We start from the raw sequence: 1,068 nt of genomic DNA on the forward strand, positions 1-1,068 counted from the left end.
CTAGGGCCTGTGTGGAGTTGTGATCAAGGCTGTGATCCGAGGTGTCGGATCCAGAGGAGGCCGGCACATAATTCGAGTCCGGCCTGGTAGCTTTCAGGCTTTTTGTCGTAGCGGACGGCGAGACCGCGCCAGTCCTTGATCTTGTTGATGGTGCGTTCGACGCTGTTGCGGAGCTTGTACAGCTGCTTGTCCCAGGTGACGGGCCGTCCGCCGCGTGAGCCGCGGTTCTTGCGGTGGGCGGCCTGATCCCTCTTCTCGGGGATGACCGCTTTGATCCCGCGTTTGCGCAGGTGGGAACGGTTCTGGCGGGACGAGTACGCCTTATCTCCCGCGACTGCGTCGGGCCGGGTGCGGGGTCGGCCGGCCGGGCCGGGGACGCGGATCTTGTTCAGGACGGGGATGAACTGCGGACTGTCTCCGGCTTGTCCCGCAGTGATCCTGAGCGAGAGGGGCAGGCACTGCGGCACACAGGACAGATGCGTCTTGGTGGTCAGTCCGCCGCGGGAACGTCCCAGGTCGGCGGCGGCGAGTCGGGCCCTGCGGCGACGCCTCACGCGTCGTCGTTCTTCACGCTCCGGGTCCAGTTGCCCGTCTTGGCCGGCGCCCCTTTTTCCGCGGCGGCCTTCTCCAACGCGTCCAGGATCCCGGGCTCCACGATCATCCCGGCAGCATCATGATGGGCCCGGACCGTGGTCGAGTCCACGCTGACCAGCGACAAGTCCACCAGACCCCGCTTCGCCGCCTCGGCGATGGCGCCCTGGAACACCGCGGTGAACACCCCGGCATCCCGCCACTGCCGAAACCGGCCGTAAACGGTGGACCAGTGCCCGAATCGTTCGGGCAACTCCCGCCATTTCGCACCGTTCCTGAACCGCCACACGACGCCCTCGAAGTGCGCCCGCAGGTTCTCCGGGTACGGCCCGTACTCACCGACCGGCAGGAACGGGGAGATGAACTCCCACTCGGCATCCGAAAGTTGAGGTCGAGACACCCCACCGTTTTACTCCAGGACCCCCGGCTTTCCCACACCGGGGGCTCACCAGATCACGACTCCACACAGGCCCTAGG

1 pseudogene is annotated in these 1,068 nt (G+C 66.3%); it reads right to left on the minus strand.

Annotation, left to right across the window (positions count from 1 at the left end):
* Positions 1–23: 23 nt before the first annotated feature.
* A pseudogene (locus G3I71_RS44745) lies at positions 24–991 on the minus strand (IS5 family transposase).
* Positions 992–1,068 lie beyond the last annotated feature (77 nt).

This window comes from Streptomyces sp. SID12501 (genome assembly GCF_010550245.1).
Taxonomy (GTDB): domain Bacteria; phylum Actinomycetota; class Actinomycetes; order Streptomycetales; family Streptomycetaceae; genus Streptomyces.